The organism is Novosphingobium subterraneum (assembly GCF_000807925.1).
Classification (GTDB): domain Bacteria; phylum Pseudomonadota; class Alphaproteobacteria; order Sphingomonadales; family Sphingomonadaceae; genus Novosphingobium; species Novosphingobium subterraneum.
In genome coordinates this window covers 59510-81983 of the sequence record NZ_JRVC01000002.1, presented here as the reverse complement: position 1 = coordinate 81983, position 22474 = coordinate 59510, and the positions used below count along the sequence as shown (strand labels likewise).

Below are 22474 nucleotides of genomic sequence, written 5' to 3'. Positions count from 1 at the left end.
AGTTCAAACTGCTAACCGCGCCGCTTGTTCATGCCGGGGCCGGTAAATGCGGGATAACCGCAGTCGGCCCGGTTGTAATCCTTGCCTTGCGATCCCAGAAACGGACCCATGATGCTCAGCACTCTTTCCGCCGCCGCAGCAAATGCCGGCCAGCCGCCTGCCTGGATGACTTTCATGCCGCTGGTGGCGATGGGTTTCATCTTCTGGTTCCTGATCCTGCGGCCGCAGATGCGCCAGCAGAAGGAGCACAAGGCAAAGATCGCAGGCATGAAGAAGGGCGACATGGTCGTCACTGCCGGCGGACTGATCGGCAAGGTGATCAAGCTCGACGATCACTACGTCGAATTGGAACTCGGCCCGAACGTCAAGGTCAAGGCCGTGCGCGCCACAATTGGCGACATCGTGCCGCCTGTCGGCTCTTCGCCTGCGAACGACTGATCTCACTTTCCTGAAGGCTGAACGCCCATGCTCGAATTTCCGCGCTGGAAGGTGATCTGGCTTTGGCTGATAACGCTGGTTTGCGTTGCAGCCGCCATCCCGTCGCTCACTGCAACCATGGGTCTTGGTTGGCCGAGTGCACTGCCCGAGCCCAAGGTCAACCTCGGCCTCGATCTTGCAGGCGGCAGCCACATCCTGCTTGAAGCCGATCCCTCGCAGGTGCGCCAGCAGCGCATCGAAGGCATGGAGGAATCGGTTCGCAACAAGCTGAAGCAGGATGGCAAAGACATCCGCATCAGCGATATTTCCAACCGCGATGGTGCGCTGACTTTCGTTGTCGCCGATGCCTCGCAAGTCGATGCAGTGCGCGAAGCGGTGCTGCCGCTGACCAACGGGGCAGGGCTCACCGGCCAACGTGATTGGGACATCAACGTCGTCGATGGCAACCGCTTCGTCCTGAAGCCGACCGACGCCGGTATCCAGCAGGCCGTTACCCAAGCGATGGACACGGCGGTCGAAGTCGTGCGCAAGCGCATCGACGCACTCGGCACGAAGGAGCCAACGATCATCCGTTCGGGGCCGACGCGCATCGTCGTGCAGGTTCCCGGCCTGCAGGACCCGCAGGCGCTCAAGAACCTGCTTGGTCAGACCGCCAAGCTCGAGTTCAAGCTCGTCGATACTTCGGCACTGCCTTCTGACGTGGCGCAAGGCATCGCGCCCCCGGGCAGCGAGATCGTGCCCTTCGTCAGCCCTGCAGAAGGCGGCGGCGTACCGTCGATCGCAGTCAAGCGTCTTGGTGGCATCCGTGGTGATCAGCTGACCAACGCCCAGCAGACAAACAACCAGCAGACTAACGAGCCGGTCGTCAACATCACCTTCAACACCGACGGTGGCGCTAAGTTCGCGAAGTTGACCACGCAGAATGTCGGCAAGCAATTCGCCATCATTCTCGACGGCAAGGTCCTTTCCGCCCCGACGATCAACGAGCCCATCCTTGGCGGCAGCGCGATCATTTCTGGCCGCTTTACCACGGAAAGCGCCAACGCGCTGGCGATCTCGCTGCGTTCGGGCGCGCTGCCAGTGGATCTGAAGGTCGTGGAAGAGCGCACCGTTGGGCCTGACCTTGGTGCGGACTCGATCCGCAAGGGTGTGATCGCGATGGGCGTCGGCACGCTGGCCCTCGCGGTGTTCATTCTCGTCACCTATGGCCGCTTTGGCGTCTACGCGAACCTCGCCGTGATCATCAACGTGATCATGATCCTTGGCATCATGGGCATAATCGGCACCACGCTGACGCTGCCGGGCATCGCCGGCTTCGTGCTGACCATCGGCGCGGCGGTTGACGCAAACGTGCTTATCAACGAGCGCATCCGCGAGGAGCGACACCGCGGCCGCAAGGTCGTCCAGGCGGTGGAGCTTGGCTACAAGGAAGCCAGCCGCGCTATTTTCGATGCGAATATCACCAACGTCATTGCCGCCGTGCTGATGTTCGCCTTCGGCTCGGGACCGGTGAAGGGCTTTGCCGTGGTTCTCATGATCGGCATCGCGACGTCGGTGTTCACCGCCGTCACCCTGACGCGCATGTGGGTCGCACAGTGGCTTCGCCGTGCCCGCCCCACCGACATTGCCCTTTAAGAGGAGGACAGACCGATGAAACTCCTCAAGCTCGTACCCGACAACACCAACATTCACTTCCTCAAGTGGCGTGTGCCGTTCTACGTCATCAGCATCATCCTGATGGCGGCCTCCTGGGGACTGGTGCTAACCAAGGGCCTCAACCTGGGCGTCGATTTCATCGGCGGTCAGATGATCCGCGTGACTTTCGAACGCAGCGCCGAAGCGCCAGTCGGTGAATTGCGCGAAGAAGTCGGCAAGCTTGGCTACGGCGAACCGATCATCCAGCGCTATGGCAAGCCCAACGAAATCTCGATCCGCATGAAGCTGCCGGAAGGCGCAGGCCAGGAAGCGGCTCTTGCCGACAAGATGGCCCGCACCATCACCGCAGACATCAAGAAGAACCATGCCGACGCGCGAATCGACGGCGTCGATTCGGTATCGGGCAAGGTCTCCAAGGAACTGGGCTGGGATGCGTTCAAGGCGCTCGGCCTCGCGTCTCTGGCGGTTGCGGCCTACATCTGGTTGCGGTTCGAATGGCAGTTTGGCGTGGGCGCGCTATTCGCGCTGGTGCACGACGTGACCCTGACGTTAGGCCTCTTTGCCGTCACCGGCATGGAGTTCGACCTGAACATCGTGGCCGCGCTGCTCACGCTTATCGGGTATTCGCTGAACGACACCATTGTCGTTTATGACCGCATCCGCGAGAACATGAAGAAGTATCGCCGGATGCCGATGCCGGAACTGCTCGACCTCTCGGTCAATGAGACGCTGCACCGGACGATCGTGACCTCGCTGTCGATGCTTATCACGCTGGTGGCCTTGCTGCTGCTGGGGCCTGACGTGATCTTCGGCTTCACTGCGGCCATCACGCTCGGCATCTTCGTCGGTACCTACAGTTCGATCTACATGGCGGCGCCCATCCTGATCTGGCTGAAGGTAAACCCGAACAGCTTCGTGCCGACCGAGACGGCACTCGAAAAGCAGGAGCGGATTGCACGCGAAGGCGTTTGATCCCGCGTAGGCAAACCGATTGGCGGCGGCGAAGTCTAACGCTTCGTCGCCGCTTCTTCGTACATGGCGGCGAGCGCACTGGCATTGGCTTCCCAGCTGAACCGTGCGGCGTTTACCGCAACCGCATCCTGCGTCGGGGGTGATTGGAGCAGTTCGCTCACGGCCTCGGCGATGGCTTCAGGTGTGCGCTCCGCGATCCGCCCGGCGCTTACATCGGCCACCACCTCACGCGCGCCGCCGATGTCGGGGATCACGACCGGCGTCCCGCAGGCGAGCGATTCGATCCAGGCATTGGCAAGCCCTTCGCGTTCAGAGGGCAGAACCATGACATCCGCCGCGCAGAGCAAATGCGGAAGGATGTCGTGTTCCACCGAACCCAAGAAGTGGACTCGCGATTCCAGGCCAAGCTGCTGGACCAGCCGCTTCAAACCGGTTTCATCCGCGCCGGTGCCTGCAATGGCGAGCCGGACGTCGTCGGGCAGCAGCTCCATCGCACGGATTGCCAGCGCTTGCCCCTTGATCGCAATCAACGCGCCAACGCACAGCAGCAGACGGCCCTCGGGCCAGATCTGAAGCGACGGCAAAGCTGATACCAACTGTCGCGCTGCTTGGCGCTCGAGCGGGCGGAAGCGCGATCGATCGAGTCCGGTGTAATGAACTCTGATACGGTCAGCGGGCATGCCCAGCGCTATCATGTCGTTTGCCAGCGCTTGGGAAACGGAAAGCAGAAGGGCCGATTGGCGCGCGGCTTCGATCATCTGGTGGCGCGGCCATGACCGCTGCCCCCACAGATGGATGTCCGACCCGCGCGCCTTTATTGCCAGCGGCACTTCAAGCGCGCGCGCGACCTTGGCCGCGGCAGGTCCGTCAGGATAGAAGAACTGCGCATCGATCATGTCGAACGGCCGCTCGGCATGGAGCCGTTTTGCCAGCGGCAGGATCGCGTGGGCAATCAGCGCCGGGTTGATCGGTCCGGATAGACCGGGAATCAGGAGAAAACGCGGGTGATGGATTGTCACCGCGCCCTGTTCCTGAACTTCCGGCACACCTTTAAGCATGGCGTAGCGCTTCATTGGCACCGGTGGAATGCCGATCGGGTTGACGACCGTCACGTCCCAGTCCCCCCGTTCGGCCAGGGCTTGCATCTGGCGGCTGACGAAGCGGCCGAAGCCGGGACGACCTGTTGCGGGATAAAGCGTGGAGATCGAGAGGAGGCGCTTCACGTCAAAGTTTGCGCACGAGCATTTCGGCGACGCCCAGCCATGCCGGCCGATCGATCACCACCTGTCTCTGGCCAGGACCCGGCGGAAGCAGCGCAACGCGCCCGTCACGCTGATCGATCAAGCGGCCGAAAGCAAAGCGACCGGCAGTGCGTGGAGCAAGGACATCACGGTTGAAGGCGCGGGCGAAGTCCTCCGGATCGATCTGGCGCAACCATACCTGATCGCCTGCGCGATACTCGCCAGCGCTTGCCTCAACGGCCAGCGCGAGGAGGCGGGCGGAACCGTCAAGGGCCACGGGGAGGATGGCATCCATCGGCTTGGCAAGAGCCTCGGCGCCGTTCGGTCCGAGCCGGGCAACGAGGTGGGTAGGGGTATCCTCCTCGGCCTTGACCAGCAATTGCGGCTCAACCCCGAGCGCAGCGCCGATACGGTTCATCCACGTCAGCGACAGGCTGCGCGTGCCGGTTTCAAGCCTGCCGATCGTCTGCGCGGTGGTCGGCGGATCGCAGCGCGCAGCCACATCGGCCAGCGTCATGCCCTTCTGGCGGCGTATATCGCGGATTCGATTGATCATGCGCGCGACCCCTGTTCGTGACCGTCTTAACCGTAACGGTGATTTTTTGCTTACCTACAAATTGCAGGCCGAAGCAAGGGCTTTGCGCGAAGGGGCCGTTCAGCCCTCGACCATCTCGGCCAGTTCCAGCCAGCGCTCTTCAGCGGCTTCCTTTTCGGCCCGGACCTTTTCCAGCGCAGCCATCAAAGCATCGAACTTCCTGGGGTCCTTGGCATAGAGATCTGGATCGGCCAGCTGAGCCTCGCCGCGTGCAATCGCAGCGTCGAGTTCCTCGATCCGCTTGGGCAGCAATTCGTAGTCGCGCTGATCCTTGTATGAAAGCTTGCCCTTTTTTGCAGGCTGGACGGGCGCTGCCACTGCCGCTTCTGGCTTGTCCGCCCCTGCAGACCGGGCAACTGGCTTGCCTGCTTGCCTCTGCTTGCGGATCTTCTCCCAATCAGCGTACCCGCCCGCGACGATGTCGACCTTGCCCGAGCCGTCCATTCCCAGCGTGATGGTCACCGTGCGATCGAGGAAGTCACGATCATGGCTGACGATCAGTACCGTGCCGTCGTAGTCCGAGATCACTTCCTGCAAGAGATCGAGCGTTTCGAGGTCGAGGTCATTGGTCGGCTCGTCGAGGACCAGCAGGTTTGAAAAGCGCGCAAACTCGCGTGCCAGCAGCAGGCGCGAACGCTCACCGCCGGAAAGCGTGCCGATGCGTGCTTCGACCAGCCCCGGATCGAACAGGAAGTCCTTGAGATAGCCCTGGATATGCTTGCGGACACCGCGCACGTCGATCCAGTCGCTGCCATCGGCCAGCACGTCGCGCACGCGCTTGTCGGGCGCCATCAGGCTGCGCTGCTGATCGATCATGATCCCCTGCAGCGTCTTGGCAAGGGTGATCGTCCCGCTGTCCGGCTCCAGTTCACCGGTCAGCAGCTTGAGCAAGGTGGTCTTGCCCGCGCCATTCGAGCCGACCACGCCGATGCGGTCCTTGCGCGTGATGCGCAGGGTGAAGTCCTTGACGATGGGGCGATCGCCGAACGACTTGTTGACGTGATCCGCAACGATCACTGCCTTGCTCTTGGCATCGTCACTGGCGATGGCCAGCTTCGCGGTCCCCTGCGGAGAGAGCATGGCTGCTCTTTGCGCGCGCATCTCGTAGAGCTTTTCCAGCCGTCCCATGTTGCGCTTGCGCCGCGCGGTAACCCCCCGCTCGAGCCAGTGCGCCTCGATCTTCAGCTTGGCATCGAGCTTGTCGGCGGCGCGTGCTTCCTCGGCATAGACCTGTTCCATCCACGCCTCATATCCGCCGAAGCCGATATCCTTCCGGCGCAGCGAGCCACGATCGAGCCAGAGCGTCGCCTTGGTCAGCCGTTCTAGGAAGGTGCGGTCATGGCTGATGACCACGAACGCCCCGCGATAGCGCTGCAGCCAGTCTTCCAGCCAGTCGATCGCGGCAAGATCAAGGTGGTTGGTCGGCTCGTCGAGCAGCAGGAGATCCGGCTCGCTAGCCAGCGCACGGGCAAGGGCGGCGCGGCGCCGCTCGCCACCGCTGGCGCTATCGGCCTTGCGGTTCATGTCGATGCCGAGCTGCCCGGCAATGGATTCGACTTCGTGACGGGGAGGGGCGTCCTTGCCGGATAGCGCAAAGTCCATCAGCGTATCGAAGCCGGTGAAGAACGGGTCCTGCTCCAGCGTGACGATCTTTGTCCCCGGCTGGATCGAGCGCGTGCCCTTGTCCGCATCCACCTGCCCGCCCAACAGCTTGAGCAGGGTTGTCTTGCCTGCGCCATTGCGCCCGATCAGCGCGAGCCGGTCGCGCTGCTGGATATGGATGTCGAGATCCTGAAAGAGCCAGCCATTGCCCTGGACGAGGCCGAGGCCCTCCCAGCTGAGTATCGGTGCCGCCATGGCCTGCCGCTTAGCCGCAGCGTTGCCCTCGCGCAACGCCCGACGCTGAACGATAACGCGGCTTCGCATTCACCGCTTGTTCAATGCCCTCGGCTTATGCATGCGCACATCATGAACCGTGCCATTGCCCTTCTTGCCGCATCACTGGCTCTCCTGCCCGTAACGTCGCACGCCCAGCAGCGGCCCGACGAGCAGAACGAGGCCCGCCGCGACCTGCGCGCTGGCAACGTGCGTTCGCTCCGCGATATCGAACGCCGCGTGCTGCCGACCAAACCGGGAATGCAGTATCTCGGCCCTGAGTACGATCCGTCCGCGATGGTCTATCGCCTGAAGTTCATCCGTGATGGCCGGGTCATGTTCGTGGATGTTGACGCCCGCACCGGTCAGGTTCTCGGCGAAAGTCGATGAGAGCCTGTTGGTGAACGGTGGCTTTCGCGCCAGTTCCTTGACCGTTCAGGTTTCGCGCCCCATCTAGCCCTGCAAGTGTTCGCGCCCGTGCGGCGTGCAGTAAGGGGCAAATGATGCGCATTCTGATCGTCGAGGACGAACCCACTCTCGGCAAGCAGCTCAAGAACACGCTCGAACAGAACGGATATGCCGTCGATCTTTCGGTCGATGGCGAAGACGGGCATTTCATGGGCTCTACCGAAGAGTATGACGCCGTCATCCTTGACCTCGGCCTGCCCGAGATCGACGGCCTGACAGTGCTCGGCATGTGGCGCAAGGAGGGGCGCAAGTTCCCCGTCCTCGTTCTCACCGCGCGTGACAGCTGGTCCGACAAGGTTGCCGGGCTCGATGCCGGTGCTGACGATTATCTTGCCAAGCCCTTCCAGACCGAGGAACTGATCGCCCGCCTGCGTGCGCTGATCCGCCGCGCCTCCGGCAATTCCTCATCCGAACTCACCGCTGGCGACGTGCGCCTCGATACGCGTTCAGGCCGCGTCACGCTCAACGGCGAACCGGTCAAGCTGACAGCGCAGGAATACAAGCTCCTGTCCTATCTACTCCACCACAAGGGCAAGGTGGTCAGCCGGACCGAACTGATCGAACACATTTACGATCAGGATTTCGACCGCGATTCCAACACGATCGAAGTCTTCGTCACCCGTATCCGCAAGAAGCTGGGCCCCGATGTGATTACCACGATCCGCGGTCTTGGGTACAGCCTCGATGATCCGGCCGAACCCGGTCGTGGGTAATCCGCGCAGGCAATAGGTGCCGGAGAAGGGCAGCAACGACACGCCGCAGCCAGCGCCGCATACCGGCTCGCTGGCGCGGCGAATGCTGCTTATCGCGGCAGGATGGATCAGCGTCCTCCTGCTCGGTGGTGGTCTGGCGCTCGACCAGACGCTGACTGGGCTGGTCACCCGCAATTTCGATGAACAACTCGGCTATATGCTGACCGCAATGGTCGCCTCGGCCGAGATCGGGCCGGACGGTGAAGTCTTCTTCAACCGCCCCCTCGGCGACCAGCGCTTCCTTGAGCCCAACAGCGGCCTTTACTGGCAAATCTCCGGGCAAGGGCACGAGGACTTCCCTTCGCGCTCGCTGTGGGACCGTTCGCTCCGCACCGATCCCGATCAGAACTATGTCGACCCGAAGATCGACGACAGCGACCAGTTCGAGGGTGAGCGCCTGCGCATCATCAAGCGCTCTGTGATCCTGCCGGGTGCCAACACGCTGTGGGAATTTCAGGTCGCCGCCAGCCGTGGCGAGATCGACGCACAGATCCGGCGCATCCGCTCGATCCTGATCTGGTCTTTCCTCGCACTCGGCCTCGGGCTGTTCACCATGGCGGGACTGCAGACGTTCTACGGTCTTGGCCCCTTGCGTCGTGTGAGGCTGGCGATAGCCCGCATGCGCGAGGGCGGGGCTAGCCGCGTCACCGAACCCTTGCCCCTCGAAGTCCAGCCACTCGTGGTCGAACTCAACGCCCTGCTCGAACACTCCGAGCGCCAGGCCGAAGAGGCGCGCACCCATGCAGGCAATCTTGCCCACGCCCTCAAAACCCCGCTCACCGTGGTGATGAATGCAGCAACCGCCAAGGCCGATGATCTTGCCGATACGGTGATCCGCGAAGCTGCGGTCATGCGCCGTCAAGTCGACCATCACCTCGCGCGCGCGCGCGCAGTCGGTCGCCGCGCGGTGGGCATGTCACGCGCCCAGGTGTGGGAAAGCGCCGAAGCAGTGGAACGGGCTGTTGTCCGCCTCTACCCGAACGTGCGCTTCGACATGGACGGCAACCGCACCGCCGAGGTATCGATCGAGCGTCAGGACCTCGACGAGATCCTTGGCAACTTGATCGAGAATGCGGCCAAGTACGGCGGCGGATCGGTCTTCATTACCATCGACGCTGCACCCGCCGATCCGAAGTTCTGCGAAATCTGGGTCGAGGACGATGGCATCGGCATTCCCGAGGAGTCCCGCGAGCGCATCTTCGATCGTGGCGCCAGGCTCGATACCGGAAAGCCCGGAACCGGCCTTGGCCTCGCTATCGTGCGGGATGTTGCAGAAATCTACGGCGGCAGCGTCGAACTCAGGGAAAGTGAAGACCTCGGCGGGTTGCTGTCGGTGCTGCGATTGCCACGGAGTGCCACTGCCAAACAGTGATCACGCCCGCGGATGGGCATTCCGGTAGACGTCCAGCAGCGTTGCCGCATCGACCCGGGTATAGATCTGGGTTGACGACAGGCTCGCGTGGCCGAGCAGTTCCTGCAGGGAGCGCAAGTCAGCCCCGGCGCTTAGCAGGTGCGTGGCAAAGGAGTGACGCAGGGCGTGCGGCGTCGCCGTGGCCGGCAAACCCAGCGCGGTGCGCGCCCTTGCCACAGCACGTTGCACCATGCCCTGCGCCAAGGGACCGCCCTTCGCGCCGCGAAACAGCGGTTCGTCCTTGGCAAGCGGCCAAGGACATTGCGCCACATAGTCGGAAACACCCTCGCTCACGATCGGCAGCAGGGGAACGACGCGTTGGCGGCCACCCTTGCCGGTAATCACGACAGTCTCGCCCAGCGGCAAGACCGAGGCCGGCAGCGCCAGCGCTTCAGCAATGCGCATTCCAGCACCATAGAGCAGGAGCAGGACGGCACGGTCGCGCGCGGCGATCCATGGTACCCCCGCATCGTCGGCGACCATTTCGGCAAGATTGACCGCTTCGTCTGGCGTGACGGGGCGCGGCAAGCCCTTCTTTACGCGCGGGCCGCGCAATCGTGGGCGGCTGGTGTCAGCATCTCCAGCCTGCTCGCGGGCGAAGGCGATGAAGGACTTGAGCGCCGAAAGTTCGCGCGCCGCAGAAACATTGCCCAGGCCATCGGCGCGGCGCTCGGCCAGATGATTGCGCAAGGTTGTAGCGTCGATCCGCGCGAGCGTTGACCAGCTTTGGCCTTCGGGCAAGGCATGAAGCAGGCGCGCGACGGTTGCGGTATAGGCGCGCACGGTATGGGGTGAGCGACGGCGGCCGAGAGCTAAGTGATTGTGCCAAGCCTCGAGAAAGTCCGCCGTGGTCATGCGCCGACCAGCGCCGCCGGCACGAGTTCCGCGAGCAGGGCTTCAAGCAGCGGCGCGCCCTGTTCGGTCACGCTCAGGCGTCCGCGGTCCTCGGCAAGATGGCCCAGCCGCACGTAGAAATCGCGTTTTGCCGGGTCGATAAGATCATTCGCAGTGAAGCCGAACCGCGCAGCGAGGGGCACCGGCTCGATACCCTCGGCCAGTCGCAGGCCCATCAGCACCGCTTCCATTGCCTGATCCGAGGGGATCAGATGCCGCTCCTCGGCAATGCCGTGCTTCTGCTCGCTTACCGCGCGCAGGAAGTTCTCAGGCTTCTTGTGCCGCACAGTCGCCGCGCCGAGCCTGCGCCCATGTGCACCGGGGCCGATGCCGACGTAGTCCTGATAGCGCCAATAGGTGAGGTTATGGCGACTTTCCTCGCCGGGGCGGGCGTGGTTGCTGGTTTCGTAGGCGGGGAGGCCGGCAGCGGCGGTCAGTTCGCGGGTGAGCGTGAACAAGTCGGCGGCCTGATCGTCGTCGAGCGGTGTGAGCTGGCCTTCGCGAACTAGTGTGGCGAAGCGGGTGCCGGGTTCGATGGTCAGCTGGTAGAGACTGAGATGGCCGGTCCCGAAGGCCAGCGCGCGCTGCAGCTCTGCCTGCCATTGCGCTGGCGTCTGTTCAGGGCGGGCATAGATTAGATCGAAGCTGACGCGGCTGAAGTGGGACTGCGCCAGGTCCAGTGCGGCAAGGCTTTCCGTGACGCCATGCAGTCGGCCGAGAAACTTCAGCGTCTTGTCGTCGAGCGCCTGCAGGCCGAGCGAAACGCGGTCGATCCCAGCGCTTGCCAGCGCAGCGAAATTGGCAGCCTCGACCGAGCTCGGGTTGGCCTCAAGCGTGATCTCGATACCGGGGGCAAAGCCCCACAGGCCTTGTGCCTCACGCAGCAGCGTTTCGACCAGCGCTGGCGGCATGAGCGAAGGCGTGCCCCCGCCGAAGAAGATCGAGGTAAGCTTCCGGCCCGGCGTCAACTGCGCTTCATGGCGCATGTCCGCCAGCAGCGCGTCGGCCCAAGCCGCCATGTCCGTCCGATCACGGACGTGGCTGTTGAAGTCGCAATAGGGGCACTTTGCGAGGCAGAATGGCCAGTGGATGTAGAGCGCTAGGGCCATGGCCAGAGCCTTAGGCCGAAAACTGGTCCGCTACCAGCTTGGCGAAGGCGTCGGCGCGGTGGCTGATCGCGTGCTTTTCGGCCGGATCGAGTTCTGCGAAGGTGCGAGTGTCGCCCACGGGCACGAACACCGGGTCATAGCCGAAGCCCATTGTTCCGCGCGGAGGCCAGGTGAGAGTGCCATGCGCCCGGCCTTCGTAGACCGCGTGGGAGCCGTCTGGCCACGCGATGGCGAGCACGCAGGCAAAGTGGCAGCCTCTTTCCAACTCTGGGGCACTCTCCCCGGACTCTGCCGCAACTCTCGCGAACTCAGCCTCAACTCCCGCGAGCTTTCCCTCAACCTTGCCCATCGCCATGTACCAGTCGCGACCGGGCCCTCCCTCGAACACGTCCGCCTCGGCCCAATCCGCGGTGTAGACCCCCGGTGCTCCTCCGAGGGCGTCGACGCAGAGGCCGGAGTCGTCGGCGAGGGCGGGGATCTGCGAAGCCTCCGCCGCTGCCCGCGCCTTGATCAGCGCGTTCTCGACGAAGGTCGTGCCCGTCTCGGCAGGCTCCGGCAGGCCGAGTGCGCCGGCGGACAGGCACTCGATCCCGTAGGGCGCGAGAAGGGCCTGAATTTCCTTGAGCTTTCCGGCGTTGTGCGTGGCGATGACCAGCTTGCCGGTGCCGAGACGGGGCGAAGACATCAGCCGCGAACCGCCTTTTCCTGCGCCGCGAAGATCTCGTTGCAGCCGATGCGGGCGAGGCGGAGGAGGCGCAGGAGGCCTTCTTCGTCGTAGGTCGCGCCTTCGGCCGTGGCCTGCGCCTCGGCGATCTTGCCGCCTTCGATCAGGACGAAGTTGGCGTCGGCATCTGCCGAGGAATCTTCAATGTAATCAAGGTCGAGCACCGGCTGGCCATTGACGATGCCGCAGGAGATCGCGGCGACCTTTTCGGTCAGCGGGTCTTCCTTGATCGCGCCGCTATCAAGCAGCTTCTGTACGGCGAGACGCAGGGCGACCCAAGCGCCGGAGATCGAGGCGGTGCGGGTGCCGCCGTCGGCCTGGATCACGTCGCAGTCGAGCGTGATCTGGCGCTCGCCCAGCTTCTTGAGATCGGTGACGGCGCGCAAGCTGCGGCCGATCAGGCGCTGGATTTCCTGCGTGCGGCCGGACTGCTTGCCCTTCGCCGCCTCGCGGCTGCCGCGGGTGTGGGTGGCGCGGGGAAGCATCGAGTATTCCGCCGTGACCCAGCCTTCGCCCTTGCCGCGCAGGAATGGCGGCACGCGCTCTTCCACCGAGGCGGTGACGAGCACCTTGGTATCGCCGAAGCAGATCAGGACCGAGCCTTCGGCGTGCTTGGTGAAGGCGGTTTCAATGATGATGGGGCGCATTTCATCGGGCGCACGGCCGGAAGGTCGCATGGATTTTCCCTCAAAAGTTTGGCCAGCCTCTGGCGCATTGGGCTTGAGCCTGCAAGAGCGTGGATTAGATTGTCACCATGCACGGCCCAACGCTCTCCGATCTGACCGACCGCGCACGCGAGATTTTCCGTCTCGTCGTGGAGGGTTATATCGCCAGTGGACAGCCGATGGGCTCCAAGGCACTGGCGGGGCCGGGGGGCGTGAACTTGTCGCCCGCTTCGATCCGCTCTGTATTGCAGGAACTGCAGGACGCCGGGCTTCTTGCTGCGCCGCATACCAGTGCAGGACGGATGCCGACGGAGGTGGGCCTGAGGCTCTTCGTCGACGGCATCATGCAGGTGGCCGAGCCCACCGTGGCCGAGCGGGCGCAGATCGAGCGCGGGCTCGCTCATGGCGGAACCATCGAGAATGCACTGGCAGCGGCCAGCTCGGCGCTGTCCGAACTGTCAGCGGGGGCTGCGGTGGTCATGGTGCCCAAGCGCGAGCCCCGGCTGGTGCAGATTTCGTTCGTGCCGCTCTCGCCCGTGCGGGCGCTCGCCGTGCTGGTCAGCGAGGACGGCGGGATCGAGAACCGGGTGATAGACTTGCCCGAGCCGGTGGGTGCTGCGGTGCTTGAGCAGGCTGGCAATTATCTGACGAGCCGGTTGCAGGGTCGCACGCTTGGCGAAGCGTCTGGCGTGGTGCGAGCGGAGGTCGATGGGGGACGTTCGGCGCTGGATGCAGCCAGTGCCGATCTGGTGCAGCGCGGGCTGGTGGTGTGGACGCAGGATGCCGCGGCGCGACCAGTGATGGTCGTGCGCGGGCAGGCCAACCTGCTCGACGAAGCGGCGCTGAGCGATATCGAACGCGTCCGCCAGCTACTTGACGAACTGGAGAGCGCCGAGGCGATCGCGCGGGTGCTGGATGCCGCGCGCGAGGCGCAAGCGACGCGTATTTTCATCGGGAGCGAGAACCGCCTGTTCTCGCTTTCGGGGTCGTCGGTCATTGCCTCACCATGGCGCGACAGCGAGGGGCGGGTGGTCGGCGTGGTCGGCGTGATCGGCCCAACGCGGTTGAATTATGCGCGCGTCGTCCCCATGGTTGATTTCACCGCCCAGACGCTGGGCAGATTCATCGGACAAGACGGATTTTCGAGAAAATGAGCGATAACGAGACGCGCCCCACTGACGCTGAAGTCGAGGCGGAACTGAAGGGTGTGCCCGAGGACATGATCGACCAGTCTTCCGCCAAGGATTCCTCTTCAGGCGATGAAGCGGCCAGGCTGCGCGAGGAGCTTAAGGCGGCCAAGCAGGACGTGCTCTATGCCAAGGCCGAAACGCAGAACGTGCGCCGTCGCATGGAGAAGGACATCGCCGACGCCCGCGCCTATGCCGCGACCGGCTTTGCCCGCGATATCCTTTCGGTAGCGGACAATCTGGCGCGCGCCCTGGAATCGATCCCGGCTGACCTGCGCGAGGACGAGAAGTTCAAGAACCTCGTCGCCGGGCTTGAAGCCACGGGGCGCGAGATCGAGAAGGTGTTCGGCAGCCACGGCATCACCCGCATCGCCGCAATGGGCCTCCCGCTCGATCCACACCAGCACCAGGCGATGATCGAGATGCCCTCGGCCGATGCCGAACCGGGCACGGTGATCTCGGAGCTGCAGGCAGGCTATATGATCAAGGACCGTCTGCTGCGACCGGCAATGGTGGCAGTGGCCAAGAAGCCGGACTGATTTTATCACACGCTGATGCGTCCCCGCGGAGACGGGGACCTCAGCCGGTTTGCTTTGATGGTTCGTGAAACCACCGAGGCCCCCGCCTTCGCAGGGGCGCAGAGCTTTTTACCCGCCGAGCAATCCGACAATTTCATCCGTCGAATAGAGATCGGCGAATACGAAGGCCATGTTGTGGAGCGTCGCAGCGTGTTCCTCGTCTGACAGTGCGGCCATGGCATCGCCCGCCATCAGCACGCGGTAGTTGTGCTGCATCGCGTCGCGGGCAGTGCTTTCGCAGCAGCAGTTGGTGAGGGTGCCCGTAATCAGCACCGTATCTATGCCGCGATCCTGCAGGACGGCGTGGAGCATGCAGGTTCCGGGCGTGAAACCGCTGAAGCGGTGCTTGTCGATCACCGTATCGTTCGCGGCTACTTCGAGCGCTGGCCAGAGCTGCCAGTAATGCGCGCCCGGGGTGAAGGCCTCCTGGTGCCCTTGCGCCTTGCTCCCCATGCGAACCATGAAATTCGACCAGCTCGGGCCGCCATCGGGCGGTGTGGTGTAGCGGAGAAACACGTTGTGGCCGCCGCTGGCACGAATTGCGGCGCTGATGCGGTTGATATTGTCGACGATGGTGCGGGCCATCGGCACTTCTACCGGCGCGCCTTCCTCCATGAAGCCGTTCTGCATGTCGACGACGATATGGGCGAGCCGCGCGGGTTCGATATCTTGGAAGATATTGCCATCACCACCGCGCGTGGGGGCGAAGCGGGCAAGGATGGCGCGATGGTCAACGGCATGAGGCATGGCGGTCAGATCTCCTGCTGCCGGCCATCTTGCCTGTTCGCATGCCGACTGTCCTCAACAGGCTTTCGCGGTTTCGGCAGGAGAAACGCTGGATAAAACGCTTCATCGCAAGGCATGGAACGCGAAGAAGGTCGGCGCGTCGTCTCCGGGAAACGGAGATACATTATGCGCAAGATCATCATTGCATCGCTTATCATGGGTTCGGCCGTCACTTTGGGCGGCTGCGCGAGGAACTATGCAGGCGAGGGTGCTGCTGTGGGCGCCGCGGTTGGTGCAGGAATCGGCGCAGCGACTGGCGGCGACGTTGTGCAGGGTGCGGCCATCGGTGGCGCGGTTGGCGCGGTTGGCGGTTCGCAGATTCGCAAGCGCGACAATCGCTGCTATCAGGTCGATCGCTATGGCCGGGAATACGAAGTCCGCTGCTGATCAGCCTGGATTGAACGGAACAAGCGCGTCAAGCGCTTGCAATGGCGGGGCGGCCGGTGACGGTGCGCCCCGTCTTGCCATGAACCAGTGGCGGACAAGCTCAGCCTGCTGTTCGATGCCGTAGCGTTCGAACGGGCGGCCGGGATCATAGGTGTAGCTGTAGCGACAGAACGGGTGGCGCATCAGCGGGAGCCACCATCGGCCGCGCGTCTGGGCCTGCCAGACGTGGACCATTTCATGGATGAACAGCCCTTGGGCCGGAAGCGGTGCGTCTGCGAAGTCGTGCTCGTAGTGCGGGCTGGCGGCAGCGAAGTGGAGGTGCCCCATCGGGGCCATGACCGTGGCCGCCGGCTGGAAGGGAAACCAGCGGCGGCGGCGGATGCGGACGGGTCGGGTGTCTACGGCGGCGCCAAACACTTCGAAAACCAGCGCGCATTCGCCTGGCGTGAGGCGGCGCTCCCCGCCAGGCGGGCAGGGAGCGTCGGCTTTTCTCACATCTTGCTCATGTCGTGGCCGGAATGGTCCATGCCTTCCATCGCCTCGGCGTCGCTGCCACCGCCGAGCGCTTCGACCCTGGCGGGAACGCTGACCTTGTCGCCATTGTCGAGCGTGATCGTGAGTTCCGTGGTGGTTCCGGCCTTGAGCGTGTCAGCCACGTCAAACAGCATTACGTGGAGACCGCCCGGCTTGAACTCCGCGCTCTTGCCCGCTTCGATCGGCACGTCCTTGACCTGCTGCATTGAGGAGATGCCGTTCTTCGTGACGGTTTCATGCATCTCGGCGCGCTGCGCGCCTTCGACATAGACCGAGGCGATCTTGCGCGGCGCGCCACTGCCCTGCGAGACGGTGAAGTAGGCAGCGCCCGGCGTGCCCGGCACTGCGGGCAGGCGGACCATCGCGTCGGTCACCGTGACGCCGGGTGCGCTTTCGGGACCGGCTGCGGCGCTGCTGCTGGCCTGATCCGTCGGATCTTCTGCCTTCTGGCCGCAGGCGCCGAGCGACAGGGCGAGGGCGGAAAGTCCAATGATTGCAAGCTTGCGCATGAAGGGCGACTCCTGTTGCCAATATGTGTCCCGAGGTAAGCGCGTGGGGGCCTTGTGCCAAGAAGAAGCGCACCTATATCGCGGACAATCGAGCCGCACATGGCGGTCTGCCCGGCAGGGGGATCGCTTTCCCACGCGGTGTCTTGAATGGAAGGAACTGGGGAACTCATGGCTAAAGTTATCGGCATCGACCTTGGCACGACCAACAGCTGCGTTGCTGTTATGGACGGGGGCACGCCCAAGGTCATTGAAAACTCGGAAGGTGCGCGCACCACGCCGTCGATCGTCGCATTCACCAAGGATGGCGAGCGCCTTATCGGCCAGCCGGCCAAGCGCCAGGCGGTGACCAACCCCGACAACACGATTTTCGCGGTGAAGCGCCTGATCGGCCGCCGCTTTGACGATCCGCTGACCCAGAAGGACACGGAACTCGTCCCCTACACCATCACCAAGGGCAAGAACGGCGATGCCTGGGTCAAGGCCGGTGGCCAGGACTACAGCCCGTCGCAGATCTCGGCCTTCACCCTGCAGAAGATGAAGGAAACCGCCGAGGCCTATCTCGGCGAGACCGTGACGCAGGCGGTGATCACCGTGCCGGCCTACTTCAACGACGCGCAGCGCCAGGCGACCAAGGACGCCGGGCAGATTGCGGGTCTCGAAGTGCTGCGCATCATCAACGAGCCGACGGCTGCGGCGCTGGCCTATGGCCTCGACAAGCAGGACGGCAAGACGATCGCGGTCTATGACCTCGGTGGCGGGACCTTCGACATCTCGATCCTCGAGATCGGTGATGGCGTGTTCGAAGTAAAGTCGACCAATGGCGACACGTTCCTGGGTGGTGAGGACTTCGATACGGCGCTGGTGGAATTCCTTGCCGACAAGTTCAAGTCGAAGGAAAACATGGACCTGCGCGGCGACAAGCTTGCCCTGCAGCGCCTGAAGGAAGCCGCGGAAAAGGCCAAGATCGAGCTGTCGTCTGCCCAGACGACCGAAATCAACCTGCCGTTCATCACCGCCCGCATGGAAGGTGGCAGCACCACCCCGCTCCATCTGGTGGAGACGATCACCCGCGCCGATCTTGAAAAGCTGGTCGCAGGCCTGATCCAGCGCACGCTCGACCCCTGCAAGAAGGCTCTGGCTGACGCCGGTCTTTCGGCCAAGGACATCGATGACGTCGTTCTCGTCGGCGGCATGACCCGCATGCCCAAGGTCCGCGAAGTGGTGAAGGACTTCTTCGGCAAGGATCCGCACACCGGTGTGAACCCGGACGAAGTCGTCGCCATGGGTGCTGCAATCCAGGCAGGCGTGCTGCAGGGCGACGTCAAGGATGTGCTGCTGCTCGACGTGACCCCGCTTTCGCTGGGGATCGAGACGCTGGGCGGCATCATGACCAAGATGATCGACCGCAACACCACGATCCCGACCAAGAAGAGCCAGGTCTATTCGACTGCCGAGGACAATCAGCAGGCAGTGACGATCCGGGTCTTCCAGGGCGAGCGCGAAATGGCGCAGGACAACAAGCTCCTCGGCCAGTTCGACCTCGTCGGCATTCCGCCCGCACGGCGCGGCGTGCCGCAGATCGAGGTGACGTTCGACATCGACGCCAACGGCATCGTGAACGTGAGCGCGAAGGACAAGGGCACCGGCAAGGAACAGCAGATCCGCATCCAGGCGTCTGGTGGTCTGTCGGACGCTGACATCGACCAGATGGTCCGCGATGCCGAGAAGTTCGCCGAAGAGGACAAGAAGCGTCGTGCCGAGGCGGAAGCCAAGAACAACGCCGAAAGCCTCATCCACGCGACCGAGCGCCAGCTTGAAGAGAACGGCGACAAGATTGACGCATCGCTGAAGGCAGAGATCGAAGCCGCCATCGCCGAGGCGAAGGCAGCGGTTGAAAGTGGTAACTCGGAAGAGATGACCGCCAAGACCCAGGCGCTCACTGAAAAGGCCATGAAGATGGGCCAGGCGATCTACGAGAAGGAGCAGGCTGCTGCGGCTTCTCCAGGCGCCGAGGCTCCGAAGGCTGATGACGACGTGGTCGACGCCGAGTTCTCGGAAGTCGACGACAACAAGTGATGTTGCGATGAAACCGGCCCGCCGCTCGCGTGAATGCGCTGGCGGCGGGTCTTCGCGTTAGGGAAGCGCAATGTCGGCCGAGATCGATTTCTACGAATTGCTCGAAGTTGAGCGGACTGCGGACGAGAAGGTCCTGAAGTCTGCATACCGAAAACTCGCCATGAAGTTCCACCCGGACAAGAATCCGGGCTGTGCCGAGAGCGAGGCCAAGTTCAAGCAGATCAACGAGGCGTATGCCTGTCTCTCCGACCCGCAGAAGCGGGCAGCCTATGACCGCTATGGTCACGCCGCGTTCCAGCAGGGCGCAGGTGGCGGCCAAGGTGGCTTCGGTGGCGGAGACTTCGGCGATATTGGCGATATCTTCGAGACGATCTTCGGCGGTGCGTTTGGCGGCGGTGGCCGTCAGCAGGCGCGGCGCGGCGCGGACCTGCGCTACGACATGGAAATTAGCCTCGAGGACGCATTCCACGGCAAGGAGACCGAGATCGCGGTCGAGGTTTCGCAGAAGTGCGACCCTTGCGGTGGTTCAGGCGCAACACCCGGCACTTCGGCGCGACGCTGCAACCTTTGCGGCGGGCACGGCAAGGTGCGGGCGCAGCAGGGCTTCTTCATGGTGGAGCGGGCCTGCCCGAACTGCCACGGCCGGGGGGAAGTGATCGAGAGCCCGTGCAAGGCCTGTCGCGGCGAAGGCCGGGTAGATGCCGAGCAGCGCCTGCAGGTCAACATTCCGGCGGGCGTCGACAATGGCACGCGCATCCGCCTTGCCGGCAAGGGCGAGGCGGGGCCGTTCGGCGCGCCTCCGGGCGACCTCTACCTGTTCCTGCATATCCAGCGCCACAAGGTGTTCGAGCGTGAAGGCACGACTCTGCTGACACGCTGCCCGATCAGCTTCACGACCGCAGCGCTGGGCGGCGAGATCGAGATTCCGGGCCTCGACGGCAAGGTCCACACGATTGAAATTCCGGCCGGCATCCAGTCGGGCAAGCAGTTGCGCAAACGTGGCGGCGGGATGCCCGTGCTGCAGGGCCGCGGCATCGGCGATCTTGTCGTCGAAATCCACGTCGAGACCCCGACCAAGCTTTCGGCGCGCCAGAAGGAAATTCTCCGCGAATTCCAGGCGACCGAGACCGGTGAGGAATGCCCGCAGTCAAAGGGCTTCTTCGAGCGCATCAAGGATGCCTGGACGGATCTGACGGAGTAAGCTTGCCGCGTCCCCGCGCAGGCGGGGACCTGGGCGGTGTTACAGACCGGCTGCTTGAACCGACTGAGGCCCCCGCCTGCGCGGGGGCGCAGTTCAGCTCACTGAAATGCGGCAACGACTTCGGTGCGGACCCGGTCCACCAGTCCCGGCTCGGCCATCAACCGCCCCTGCTCCTCCTCCAGAATCGCCAGGAAGACGTCGCGCTTGAAGGCTGCGATCACTTCGCCTGGTAGCGGGTTCTCCACCGTGGAGCAGATCAGGTCGATCACGCGCTCGGCGCCGTGGAGGCGGCCCCACAGATAGTCGTTCTCGCGGTAGGCGCGGCTGAAGAACGCGCCGAAGTTGAAGAATTCGACACCGCGCAGACACGCGAACGTGCCGCCCTTGCGGATGGACGTGGCATCATCTGGTGAAATGCGATCGACCTTTACCGGATCGAACTCGCCCATCCCCTCACCCTGCAGCAGGGGCAGAGTGGCGGTGTCGTAGAACGGAAAGCCCAGATAGGCGTGGAGGAAGCGGCGGCGCAGCGACTTGTCCATCTTTTCAAGTGCGGCCACGAGCATGGAATCGACCTGTAGGTCCAGCCCGACGAGATCGCGCCGCGTGGCGATTGCGTTGAGAACCGCGCCGGGATCGACCGTGGCCAAGGCAGCTGTTTCGGCAAAGCCCGGGCCGAGACCCTCGAAAGTCTCTCGACCCTGGTAGAGCGCCTGGGCACGGTAGACAGCATCTCGCGCGGCCTCGCGGTCGGTAATGCTGACGTTCTCACCTTCCTCCCAATCGTGCGTCAGGCGGCGGGCGAGCAGCTTGAGGCGGCGAATACGAAAAGAAAGATCGTGGGTGCGGAAGAAGACAATGGCCTTGTCGGTTGCGCCCCCCCGCAAGGCCGACAGGCGGTCGAGCCCCGTACTGGCAAGGTGATCCCACAAGGCAGCCTCGACCTTGTCAAGCGAGGCTGCAGCTGGCGCGGCTTCGTGGATCAGCGCCGCAAGATCGGTGACGATTCCGGCCAGCTTGGTTTGCGCATAGCCGTGGAAGGCATATCCCGCACGCTCGGCAGCAGCTTGCTGGGCCTTGTTGCGCCATGCGGTGAGCCGTCGCTGGTTGGGGTGATCGAAAAACAGGGTTCGGCCGAACAGCCCTTCCACGGTCTCCTCGATCTCGGGGCGAAGGGCATCGACGATGGTTCTAAGGCGTTGCCGTTGTCGTGATTGCCGCTCGAGCGATTCCAAGTTGTCGCGGATCGGCTGTTCGCGCGGGATCGAGGATAGCGAGCCGAAGATGGCCGAAAAGAAGCCGATCGTGCGCCCGCCCTTCGGCGCGATGCGCATGTGATCGGGACTGGGATCGACATATACGAAGCGTCGATCGACCTCACGACGCGCGGGTCTGTCACGAAGGACGCCGATGGCTTGCGCGAAGGGACGATTGACGAGCACCGCGCCATCGACGAGCGCCACGCTGCCAAGGTCGCCGCGCTTCCAATGGCTGGGCATGATGCGCTGGAGAAACTGCGAGCGTCCCGGCCAAGTGGCGCCACGTTCGGCGACGAGCTGATCGATCTCATCGATGACTAGGGGCGGAAATGCACCGGGGAAACTGGCTGTGGATCGGGCGGCAAGCACCAGTTCGGGGCATGGTGCGAGGTCCCGATTGCCATGCCTGCTGGTCGATCGATGGAAACCTATCGAGAGGCGGTGCTCGCTCTCGACCACCGTTTCGGGGCTGTTTAGGCGCAGTTCTTCGAGATGGCCGTTGAAGTCGGTCGCCGTTACCAGCAGGTCCATGGGATGGCCTTCGGGCAAAAGCGGATCGCCCATCGGCGTGGCTGCCATGGCGTCGATCGCATCGGCGATCATTCGGGAAAAGCCGATGCCGCTGAAAGGCGGAGCGAACCAGCGCGCACGGATCAGGCGTGAGACCTTGCGGCGCACTTCGGAGCGAGTCTCGGGCGCGACAGTACTGCTGACGACATTTCCCGGCCGCTTCAGCACGAACCGGACAAGAGGTTGCGCCCAGAACTTGGCGAACCGGCTCCACGGCTTTGCGTCGGGATCGAGCAGGACGTCGATATCGGCGCGTTCAAGCCACATTGCCGTGAGAGGTTCCAGGCTTTGCCCCGTGGCAATGGCCTGCGCCAGAAACACGCCGTTTATCCCGCCGGCACTGGCCCCGGAGACGATATCGGGCAGAAGACGCAGCCGCAGATCACGGGTCAGGGCAATCTCTTCGAACAATCTCAGGTAAACCGCCTCGACACCACCGGGGCTCGGTTCATGCGGGCAGTGGAATGCCCGGCTTGCGCGCGTGGCGTGCCAGAGTTCCTTCGTTACTCCATGCATGTACACGGCAAGGCTGATGCCGCCGTAGCAGATGAGGGCGAGACGCAGTTCCTTCTGCCGCATTGAGGCAC

At 63.7% G+C, this 22474-nt stretch carries 22 protein-coding genes; 11 read left to right on the top strand and 11 right to left on the bottom strand.

Annotation, left to right across the window (positions count from 1 at the left end; all coding sequences use genetic code 11):
• Nucleotides 1–108: 108 nt before the first annotated feature.
• Genes yajC through secF form a run of 3 tightly spaced genes read left to right on the top strand, consistent with a single transcriptional unit; the run spans nt 109 to nt 3066 of the window.
• Entirely contained in the window at nt 109–438 is a 330-nt protein-coding gene (gene yajC, locus NJ75_RS02275; protein WP_039331119.1) for a preprotein translocase subunit YajC, read from the top strand.
• Nucleotides 439–465: 27 nt separating this feature from the next.
• A complete protein-coding gene (gene secD, locus NJ75_RS02270) occupies nt 466–2073 on the top strand; it encodes a protein translocase subunit SecD (RefSeq protein ID WP_039331116.1) in 1608 nt (535 codons plus the stop codon).
• Nucleotides 2074–2088: 15 nt separating this feature from the next.
• A complete protein-coding gene (secF, locus tag NJ75_RS02265) occupies nt 2089–3066 on the top strand; it encodes a protein translocase subunit SecF (protein WP_039331115.1) in 978 nt (325 codons plus the stop codon).
• A 35-nt stretch (nt 3067–3101) separates the two neighbouring features.
• On the opposite strand, the gene NJ75_RS02260 is transcribed toward secF, so the two are convergent.
• From NJ75_RS02260 to NJ75_RS02250, 3 genes are all read right to left on the bottom strand, one after another.
• Nucleotides 3102–4289: a glycosyltransferase gene (locus NJ75_RS02260; RefSeq protein WP_039331113.1), complete on the bottom strand. Its 1188-nt coding sequence runs from the start codon at nt 4287–4289 to the stop codon at nt 3102–3104.
• 1 nt (nt 4290) lies between these two features.
• A complete protein-coding gene (locus NJ75_RS02255) occupies nt 4291–4863 on the bottom strand; it encodes a helix-turn-helix domain-containing protein (protein ID WP_039331111.1) in 573 nt (190 codons plus the stop codon).
• A gap of 99 nt (nt 4864–4962) precedes the next feature.
• Nucleotides 4963–6759, bottom strand: coding sequence for an ABC-F family ATP-binding cassette domain-containing protein (locus tag NJ75_RS02250; RefSeq protein ID WP_039331478.1), 1797 nt, complete (start codon nt 6757–6759; stop codon nt 4963–4965).
• 111 nt (nt 6760–6870) lie between these two features.
• Here NJ75_RS02250 and NJ75_RS02245 point away from each other — a divergent pair, with 111 nt between their 5' ends.
• From NJ75_RS02245 to NJ75_RS02235, 3 genes are all read left to right on the top strand, one after another.
• Nucleotides 6871–7167, top strand: coding sequence for a PepSY domain-containing protein (locus NJ75_RS02245; protein WP_039331477.1), 297 nt, complete (start codon nt 6871–6873; stop codon nt 7165–7167).
• A gap of 113 nt (nt 7168–7280) precedes the next feature.
• Nucleotides 7281–7958, top strand: a complete 678-nt coding sequence (locus NJ75_RS02240) for a response regulator transcription factor (RefSeq protein WP_039331476.1) — start codon at nt 7281–7283, stop codon at nt 7956–7958.
• A gap of 82 nt (nt 7959–8040) precedes the next feature.
• On the top strand, nt 8041–9369 hold the full coding sequence (locus NJ75_RS02235; RefSeq protein WP_230487846.1) for a sensor histidine kinase: 1329 nt from the start codon (nt 8041–8043) through the stop codon (nt 9367–9369).
• On the opposite strand, the gene NJ75_RS02230 is transcribed toward NJ75_RS02235, so the two are convergent.
• Genes NJ75_RS02230 through rph form a run of 4 tightly spaced genes read right to left on the bottom strand, consistent with a single transcriptional unit; the run spans nt 9370 to nt 12812 of the window.
• Nucleotides 9370–10263 carry a tyrosine recombinase XerC gene (locus NJ75_RS02230; RefSeq protein WP_039331106.1) on the bottom strand — a complete coding sequence of 298 codons (894 nt, stop codon included), beginning with the start codon at nt 10261–10263 and terminating at the stop codon, nt 9370–9372.
• Entirely contained in the window at nt 10260–11411 is a 1152-nt protein-coding gene (hemW, locus tag NJ75_RS02225) for a radical SAM family heme chaperone HemW (RefSeq protein WP_039331104.1), read from the bottom strand. The genes NJ75_RS02230 and hemW overlap by 4 nt, the downstream gene beginning before the upstream one ends.
• 10 nt (nt 11412–11421) lie before the next feature.
• Nucleotides 11422–12096 carry an RdgB/HAM1 family non-canonical purine NTP pyrophosphatase gene (gene rdgB / locus NJ75_RS02220; protein WP_039331102.1) on the bottom strand — a complete coding sequence of 225 codons (675 nt, stop codon included), beginning with the start codon at nt 12094–12096 and terminating at the stop codon, nt 11422–11424.
• Nucleotides 12096–12812 carry a ribonuclease PH gene (gene rph / locus NJ75_RS02215; RefSeq protein ID WP_039331100.1) on the bottom strand — a complete coding sequence of 239 codons (717 nt, stop codon included), beginning with the start codon at nt 12810–12812 and terminating at the stop codon, nt 12096–12098. The genes rdgB and rph overlap by 1 nt, the downstream gene beginning before the upstream one ends.
• A gap of 77 nt (nt 12813–12889) precedes the next feature.
• On the opposite strand from rph, the gene hrcA reads away from it, so the two are divergent.
• Nucleotides 12890–13954 (top strand): heat-inducible transcriptional repressor HrcA, encoded by a 1065-nt coding sequence (hrcA, locus tag NJ75_RS02210; RefSeq protein WP_039331098.1) that lies wholly within the window; start codon nt 12890–12892, stop codon nt 13952–13954.
• Nucleotides 13951–14526 carry a nucleotide exchange factor GrpE gene (gene grpE / locus NJ75_RS02205; RefSeq protein WP_039331096.1) on the top strand — a complete coding sequence of 192 codons (576 nt, stop codon included), beginning with the start codon at nt 13951–13953 and terminating at the stop codon, nt 14524–14526. Before hrcA ends, grpE begins: the two co-directional genes overlap by 4 nt.
• Before the next feature lie 108 nt (nt 14527–14634).
• Here grpE and NJ75_RS02200 read toward each other — a convergent pair whose 3' ends face one another.
• Nucleotides 14635–15312, bottom strand: a complete 678-nt coding sequence (locus NJ75_RS02200) for a cysteine hydrolase family protein (protein ID WP_039331094.1) — start codon at nt 15310–15312, stop codon at nt 14635–14637.
• A 165-nt stretch (nt 15313–15477) separates the two neighbouring features.
• Between NJ75_RS02200 and NJ75_RS02195 the strand changes: the two genes are divergently transcribed.
• Entirely contained in the window at nt 15478–15738 is a 261-nt protein-coding gene (locus tag NJ75_RS02195) for a YMGG-like glycine zipper-containing protein (protein ID WP_039331092.1), read from the top strand.
• Here NJ75_RS02195 and NJ75_RS02190 read toward each other — a convergent pair whose 3' ends face one another.
• Together NJ75_RS02190 and NJ75_RS02185 are read right to left on the bottom strand one after the other, a co-directional pair.
• A complete protein-coding gene (locus tag NJ75_RS02190) occupies nt 15739–16233 on the bottom strand; it encodes a hypothetical protein (RefSeq protein ID WP_039331090.1) in 495 nt (164 codons plus the stop codon).
• Nucleotides 16230–16781, bottom strand: a complete 552-nt coding sequence (locus NJ75_RS02185) for a copper chaperone PCu(A)C (protein ID WP_039331088.1) — start codon at nt 16779–16781, stop codon at nt 16230–16232. Before NJ75_RS02185 ends, NJ75_RS02190 begins: the two co-directional genes overlap by 4 nt.
• Before the next feature lie 168 nt (nt 16782–16949).
• On the opposite strand from NJ75_RS02185, the gene dnaK reads away from it, so the two are divergent.
• Together dnaK and dnaJ are read left to right on the top strand one after the other, a co-directional pair.
• Nucleotides 16950–18857, top strand: a complete 1908-nt coding sequence (dnaK, locus tag NJ75_RS02180) for a molecular chaperone DnaK (RefSeq protein ID WP_039331475.1) — start codon at nt 16950–16952, stop codon at nt 18855–18857.
• A 70-nt stretch (nt 18858–18927) separates the two neighbouring features.
• On the top strand, nt 18928–20058 hold the full coding sequence (gene dnaJ / locus NJ75_RS02175; protein ID WP_039331086.1) for a molecular chaperone DnaJ: 1131 nt from the start codon (nt 18928–18930) through the stop codon (nt 20056–20058).
• A gap of 98 nt (nt 20059–20156) precedes the next feature.
• Here dnaJ and NJ75_RS02170 read toward each other — a convergent pair whose 3' ends face one another.
• Nucleotides 20157–22466, bottom strand: a complete 2310-nt coding sequence (locus NJ75_RS02170; protein WP_039331084.1) for a patatin-like protein — start codon at nt 22464–22466, stop codon at nt 20157–20159.
• Nucleotides 22467–22474: the final 8 nt, after the last annotated feature.